Origin of the sequence: Nocardiopsis sp. CC223A (genome assembly GCF_030766825.1) — a bacterium.
Taxonomy (GTDB): domain Bacteria; phylum Actinomycetota; class Actinomycetes; order Streptosporangiales; family Streptosporangiaceae; genus Nocardiopsis.
The window spans coordinates 20,369-27,047 of record NZ_JASFDV010000091.1; the positions used below are offsets into that span (position 1 = coordinate 20,369).

Consider the following 6,679-nt stretch of genomic DNA (forward strand, 5'->3'; position numbering starts at 1 on the left):
CCGTACCCGATGTCAAAGCACACAAATGTCTTGCACGCAAGGCAAAAAGGGATCCAATTCCCCAAGGATTCGGATCCCTTTCCGTGCCCGGCGTTCCCGCCCGCCCGGGAGGAGGCGGCGCCCCGCCGTCACCGGCGCGGAACGTCGAACGGAAGCCTGCGCTTGACCACCTTGCCCGCCGCGTTGCGCGGCAACTCCTCCAGGAACACCACGTCCCGGGGCACCGAGAACCGGCCCAGCACCCCGCGCACCCGCATCCTGATCTCGTTCGGGTCCAGAACCGCACCCTCGTGCGGCACCACGAACGCCGCGAACCGCTGCCCGAACTCCTCGTCCGGCACCCCCGCCACCACGACCTCCCGCACCCCCGGGAGGGCGCCGATCGCCTCCTCCACCGGCCGCGGGAACACGTTCTCCCCACCGGACACGATCATGTCGTCGTCCCGACCGACCACGTGCAGCAGCCCGCCCGCGTCGACGTACCCCCGGTCGCCGGTCTCCATGAGACCGTCGGCCACCCGTTTGCTCCTGCCGTCGGTGTACCCGTCGAACAGCATCGCGTTGCCGACGAGGATCGACCCCTCCCGCCCCGGCGGCAGCTCCACCCCGTCGGCGTCCACCACCGCCAGCCGGGTACCCAGCGGCGGCCGCCCCGCCGTCGTCGGCGAGGTGCGCATGTCCTGCGGGGTCGCGATCGTCGCCCACGACACCTCCGTGGACCCGTACAGGCTGTAGAGCACGTCCCCGAACTCGTCCATGAACCCCGTGATCAGCTTGGGGCTCATCGCCGACCCGCTCACCGCCGCGATCCGCAGCGACGACGTGTCATAGGCGGCCCGCGTCGACCTGGGCAGGTCCAGGATCCGCTGTAGCATCACCGGCACCGCGAACAGCGCCGTGCACCGCTGCTCCGCGATCGTCCGCAGCACGTCCTCCGGCTCGAACACCCGCCGCATCACCAGGGTCGCCCGCAGCGTCATCCCCAACTGCACCCCCGCCAGCCCCCAGGCGTGGAACGCGGGCGCCGACACCAGGATCCGGTCCGAGGACCGCAGCGGGATCCGCGACAGGATCGACGCAGCGTCCTGCGGACCCCTCGGAGTGGGCCGTCGCGCACCCTTGGGCGTGCCCGTCGTCCCCGACGTCAGCACGATCAGCCGCCCCGGGCTCTCCGCCGGCTCCTGGTCCACGCCGTCCGGGGCGGTGCTCCCCCACACCAGGTCCGAGGCATCGGAGTCGCTCCACGCGGTCAGTCGCGGGATCTCCGCCGGGATGCGCGCGCACAACTCCGCGAACTCCTCGTCGGCCACCAGCGCCGTGATCCCGTTGACCTGCGCCACGTCCGCCAGCTGCGGCGCCGACAGGCCCGTGTTCAGCAGCACCGTGTCCGCACCCAGGCGGCCGCAGGCGATCATCGTCTGCACGAAACCGCTGTGATTGCGGCTCAGCAGCCCCACCCTGCCCTGGGGGCCCACCCCCACGTCGTGCAGTGACCGGGCCAGTGCCCGCCCGCGCAGGTTCATCACCGCGTAGCCGCTCTCCCCCCGATCGTCGATGACCGCGGCGTGGTCGGGGACGCGCTCCCCGGCGGCCGCGTACCCGCCCGCGACCGTCATCCCCCACGTCCTCAGGGCGCGCAGTTGCCGGGCGATCCTGTCCGGGCGGCCCGGCGAGAGGACACCCGCGCGTATCAGGACCCGGGCCACTTCAAGGGTGTTCCGGACACGGGACGGACCATCGGTAGCCATGCTGTCTCCGAGGGGGTATCGGGACGGGCGAAGCCTTCCGCGCCTCACCGGGCGGCCTTCGCCGCATGGACCACCCGGAAGTACTGCGACGGTAGGCGACGGGGCGGGGCGTTTCTCCGTGCGCGGATGAGCGGTCACCCGCCGTTCCTTGTCACTTCGCAACACGGTCGCCCCGCCGACATGTCGACACCGCATGTCGACACGGCGCCCTCACATGTCGATGGTGAGCTCCTCCCCGCTCGGCTCCGCCATGTCCCCCTCCGGCTCCAGGGATACCCACAGCTGGTCCGGCGAGCCCATCCCCCCGGCCAGCCCCGCGTGGTGGCCGCCGCCCGAGGCCTCCAGCACACCGGCCGGGCGCACCTCGCCGCCCGAGAACCACCACATCCGGTAGTTCATCCCCTCCGGGGCCTGCGGCAGCCCCTCCACCACCAGGACCGCGGCGTCCCGGTCGTAGGAGGCGAACAGCGTCGCGCGGGCGTCGCCCAGCGGCGCCTCCAACATGTTCGTGTCGGCCGCCGCCAGCAGCGCCTCCATCTCCGCCGTCCGGGCCTCCTGCGCGGCCAGGCGCTCGTTGGCCGACACCAGGGTCCCGGCCAGCAGCGTGCAGAACAGCGCCAGCGCCGCGGCCAGCCCCCACGGGGCCCACCGCGCCAGGTTCCGGACCCGGCTGCTCGCCCTGGCCGGCCTGGTACGGCGCGGCGGCTCCTGCCTGGTCCGCTCCGCCTCGGCGCGCAGCGCCCGCCACACCTGCTCCCGCGGCTCGACCGCCTCGGCCCGCGCCAGCCTGGCCGCGGTCTCGCGGAACTCCACGAGGTCCCGGCGGCAGTCCTCGCACTCCGTGAGGTGCCGCTCCGCCCGGTGGGCCTCCTCCGGCTCCAACGCGTCGACGGCGAACCCCGCCGTCAATCCGTGCTCCCCGGACCGTCTCACACCGTCACCCCCAGGCAGTCCCTCAACTTGATCAACCCGTCGCGGAGCCTGCCCTTGACGGTGGTCAGCGGCACCCGCAGCAGGTCGGCGGCCTGCCGCTGCGTGTACCCGGTGTAGTAGGTGAGGCGGACCGCCTCACGCTGCTCCTCGGTCAGCCGCCGCAGACAGCGGCGCACCTTCTCCTGTTCCAAACGGTGCTCGACCTGCTCGGGCACCGCGTCGTGCGGGGTCGACTCCGGCTCCAGCCGACCCGCCGCCGACAGCCGGTCCGACGCCGCCTGCTCGGACCGGACCCGGTCCACCGCCCGACGGTGGGCGATGGTGCACACCCATGCCGCCACGCTCCCCAGCCCCGGGTCGTGGCGCGAACTCGCCCGCCACACCTCCAGGAAGACCTCCTGGCACACCTCCTCCGCCTGCGCCGTGTCCACCAGCACCCGCCGGGCCACCCCGAAGACCGGCCCCGACAACTCCCGGTACACCGCCTCGAACGCCACCAGGTCACCCAGGGCGACCCGGCGCAGCGGCTCCGCCAGGGGATCACCCCGCCGCATCCCCGGCCCCTCCTGAGCCGGGTGCGATCCCGCCCGTATCACCGGACCACCAGCCTTCCCTGTTCGTTCACCACGGGATTCGGACCAGGGAAGCGCCAGGAGACCCCGCCGACAACTCCGTGATGTCCTTGTTATCAAAAGTCGTGTCGCCCTCCCCTGACCGGCTCCGAACGAGGGTCATGACCGACACACCGCGCAGCTTCCCCACGGGCCCCGCCGCCATCGCCGGACTCGTGTCCGCGGGCGCCGCCCTGGCCGCCGCCGAGGTCGTCGGCGCCCTCATGTCCCGACCCACCGCGACACCGCTCCAGGCCGTCGGCGCCGGCGTCATCGACCTGGTGCCCCTGCCGCTCAAGCAGTTCGCCGTGGACACCTTCGGCACCGCGGACAAACCCGTGCTGCTCGGCGGCATCGCCGTCCTCCTGGCCTGCGCGGCCGCACTCATCGGCATCGCCGCCACCCGGGGGCGCGTCGCCGCGGTCGCCGGGACGGCCCTGTTCACCGCCATCGGCCTCACCGCCGCGCTCACCCGCCCCGACGCCGGGCCGCTCGACGCCCTGCCCACCCTGGTGGGCGCCGCCGCCTTCGCCACGGTCCTCACCCTCACCACACGGATCCCTTCCCCGGCCGGCGAGGACGCGCCGGGCGGATTCGACCGGCGCAGGTTCGTCCTCCTGGCCGGAACCGCGGCCGCGGCCTCCGCGGCGGCCGCCGCCGGAGCCCGCCTCGTCCCCGCCGCGGCACCCGGCGGCCTCACCCCCGCGGACGTCACCCTGCCCGTCCCCGGCGACCGCGCCGCACCCCTGCCCGACGGCGTCGATCTGGAGATCGACGGGCTCGCCCCGCACTTCACCCCCAACGCCGACTTCTACCGCATCGACACCGCCCTGTCCGTGCCCCGCATCGACGCCACCGCCTGGTCGCTGCGCATCCACGGCCGCGGGGTCCGCGACGACCTCGTCCTCACCTACGAGGACCTGCTCGCCCACCCCGACCTCCAGGAACGCGACATCACCCTCGCCTGTGTGTCCAACCCCGTCGGCGGCGAGTACATCGGCAACGCCCGGTGGATCGGCGTCCCCCTCGCCTCCCTGCTGGCCCAGGCCGGGGTGCGCTCCCCCGCCGACGGCGGACCCGCCGACCAACTGGTGTCCCGCTCCGACGACGGGATGACCATCGGCACCCCGGTCGCCGACGTCATGGACGGGCGGGACGCCATGCTCGCCGTCGGCATGAACGGCCGCCCCCTCCCCTACGAGCACGGATTCCCCGTCCGCATGGTCGTCCCCGGACTCTACGGCTACGTGTCGGCCTGCAAGTGGATCGTCGACATCGAACTGACCACGTTCGACGCCTTCGACGCCTACTGGGTCCCCCGGGGCTGGGCGGCGCGGGGACCGATCAAAACCCAGTCCCGCATCGACACCCCCCGCGACGGAGCGGACCTCCGGTCGGGGACCACCGTCGTGGCCGGGGTCGCCTGGGCCCAGCACACCGGCATCGACAGGGTCGAGGTCAGCATCGACGACGGCCCCTGGACCGAGGCCGAACTCGCCCCGGAGGGGACCGTCGACACCTGGCGCCAGTGGGTCCTGGAATGGGACGCCGCACCGGGCGAACATCGCATCACCGTCCGCGCCACCGACCGCGACGGTCGGACCCAGACCTCCGACCAGGCGCCTCCGGCGCCGGACGGAGCCACCGGCCACCACAGCGTCACCGTGGCCGTGGCCTGAGACCCCGCCCCCGCCCGGGGGCGCTCCCGGCCCGGACCGCGGGCCGGGAGGGAACCGAGAGAAGAGGAACCGAAGATGCCCACCACTTTCCACCGGGCCCGCCGCCTGCTCGCCGCCGGAGCCATCGCCGGTGTCGCCGTGTTCGGCGTCGCCGCGTGTGAGAACACCGGAGAGGGCGAGGGCGGCTCGGTCGACACCGAGGAGATGACCGAGGAGCCCATGGACGAGGAGATGTCCGAGGAGCCCATGGAGGACGGGATGGAGGACTCCGAGGAGGACTCCATGGACGGTGACTCCATGGAGGAGGACATGTCCGAAGAGGACTCCATGGACGGCGACATGGACGAGGAGTCCATGGACGACGAGGGCTGACGGCCCCCGCGGGCGGGGGTTGCCCCGCCCGCGTGCCAGCCGGTCACAGCGGTCGGCGAGGACGGGGCACCGACGGTTCGCCACCGGGTAGGTCGCGGTGAACCCCGACTCCGTGGCCTCCACCGGGGCGTCGGGGCTCACCGTCGCGGTGCACGGGGCCGACCCGCAGGCGGTCACCACGATCCCGCCCGCGGGAACGGCCATGGCGCCCACCGACCGGAAGCCGTTCCGCACGGACGGCGAACAGCACGTTCGTCCAGCGGTCCTCGACCGCGGGCGCGTTGATCGGCCCGGACACGGCGCAGTCCGGGTCGCGGTCGCCCGAACGGGCCGTTGTGCGGCCCCCGTCCAGGGGCCCGATGTCGCCGCCCGGCAGCGACAGGTCGATGGCCAGATCCTCCGCGATCACCGGAGAACCCGGGTCACCGGCGGTCGACCGGAACGAGATCGCGTCGACGATCTCCACCTCCTTGCAGCGGTCCGGTCGAGCAGTCCGTACCGGACGAAGCCCTCACCGCGCAGGCCGCCTGATGCCCACGGGCACGGAGAACAACGCGAAACGCGTCCGACCGGCGCGGCGCGGGGGAGCCGGCACCGATCTCTTCGGGGATGTGCGGTCCATGAACGCCCTTCTACCGACCGCACCCGCTCAGGGACACGGATGCGAACACATGCGACCCCATTGCGCCCGACCACGGCACACGGTCCACCGGCCGGACGAGGAGCCGGTGATGCCGCACGTCATGGAACGGGGGATTTCACGGGCGCTTCCGGAACTTTCCCGGGATTCCGAAGAATGCTCAGAAAGAGGCTCTGACGTGCGGCAACACAGACAAAAGGAAGGTGGGCATCGTTCTCTTCCCCGAACGGTCGCGGTTCGAGCGAGTCGGTCATCCGGGAAGGAGCACTGTTTCGCCACCGCGGTGAGCGACGCACGGCGCGGGGCCGTCCGACGGTGAGAGGGCCGGCGGGCGGTCCCGTGAGAAGAAGGGGTGTGGGCACCGTGCGGCGTGTGAGTGGCGACACAGGCGGTTCGGTTTGCCGCGTCCCCCGGAGGGGGGTAATGTTCTCCGAGTCGCCAACGGGACGGCGAGCGGCTCCGCACAGGATGTCGACTCGGAACCGGACCGGGATCAGCGACGAACTCCCTTCCGAAGTGAACGGTCCGAAGCACTGCTTCGGCCATGTAAACTCGGTCGGGCCGCCTCGAAAGAGGCACACGCCTTCACGGAAAATCAGAAGGTCCCGGAAAACGCCGATTTGGCGGGGAACGGGAACACTGATAAAGTGAAGACACAACAAAGCGGAAACGCAGACGCCTTCCACGGAAGAGCAA

Annotated in this window: 6 protein-coding genes; 2 read left to right on the forward strand and 4 right to left on the reverse strand. The window is 72.3% G+C overall.

The features are described 5' to 3' along the window. Positions 1-128 precede the first annotated feature (128 nt). From QJS33_RS26600 to sigK, 3 genes are all read right to left on the reverse strand, one after another. Complete coding sequence (locus QJS33_RS26600; protein WP_306370823.1) at positions 129-1,748, reverse strand: AMP-binding protein; 1,620 nt, start codon at positions 1,746-1,748, stop codon at positions 129-131. A gap of 210 nt (positions 1,749-1,958) precedes the next feature. Next, the gene (locus QJS33_RS26605) at positions 1,959-2,657 is read right to left on the reverse strand and encodes an anti-sigma factor (protein WP_306370824.1); all 699 of its coding nucleotides are present in this window, start codon (positions 2,655-2,657) and stop codon (positions 1,959-1,961) included. Between the two features lie 20 nt (positions 2,658-2,677). Continuing rightward, the gene (sigK, locus tag QJS33_RS26610) at positions 2,678-3,235 is read right to left on the reverse strand and encodes an ECF RNA polymerase sigma factor SigK (RefSeq protein ID WP_306370825.1); all 558 of its coding nucleotides are present in this window, start codon (positions 3,233-3,235) and stop codon (positions 2,678-2,680) included. A gap of 179 nt (positions 3,236-3,414) precedes the next feature. Between sigK and QJS33_RS26615 the strand changes: the two genes are divergently transcribed. Both QJS33_RS26615 and QJS33_RS26620 read left to right on the forward strand, forming a co-directional pair. Beyond that, positions 3,415-4,971: a molybdopterin-dependent oxidoreductase gene (locus QJS33_RS26615; protein WP_306370826.1), complete on the forward strand. Its 1,557-nt coding sequence runs from the start codon at positions 3,415-3,417 to the stop codon at positions 4,969-4,971. Positions 4,972-5,046: 75 nt separating this feature from the next. Then, positions 5,047-5,343 carry a hypothetical protein gene (locus QJS33_RS26620; RefSeq protein WP_306370827.1) on the forward strand — a complete coding sequence of 99 codons (297 nt, stop codon included), beginning with the start codon at positions 5,047-5,049 and terminating at the stop codon, positions 5,341-5,343. 43 nt (positions 5,344-5,386) lie between these two features. On the opposite strand, the gene QJS33_RS26625 is transcribed toward QJS33_RS26620, so the two are convergent. Continuing rightward, entirely contained in the window at positions 5,387-5,809 is a 423-nt protein-coding gene (locus QJS33_RS26625; RefSeq protein ID WP_306370828.1) for a hypothetical protein, read from the reverse strand. Positions 5,810-6,679: the final 870 nt, after the last annotated feature.

Bases quoted from the DNA above. Each gene is read 5' to 3' on its own strand.
- QJS33_RS26615 (WP_306370826.1), top strand. From the start codon at position 3,415: ATGACCGACACACCGCGCAGCTTCCCCACGGGCCCCGCCGCCATCGCC.
- sigK (WP_306370825.1), bottom strand. From the start codon at position 3,235: ATGCGGCGGGGTGATCCCCTGGCGGAGCCGCTGCGCCGGGTCGCCCTG.
- QJS33_RS26620 (WP_306370827.1), top strand. From the start codon at position 5,047: ATGCCCACCACTTTCCACCGGGCCCGCCGCCTGCTCGCCGCCGGAGCC.
- QJS33_RS26600 (WP_306370823.1), bottom strand. From the start codon at position 1,748: ATGGCTACCGATGGTCCGTCCCGTGTCCGGAACACCCTTGAAGTGGCC.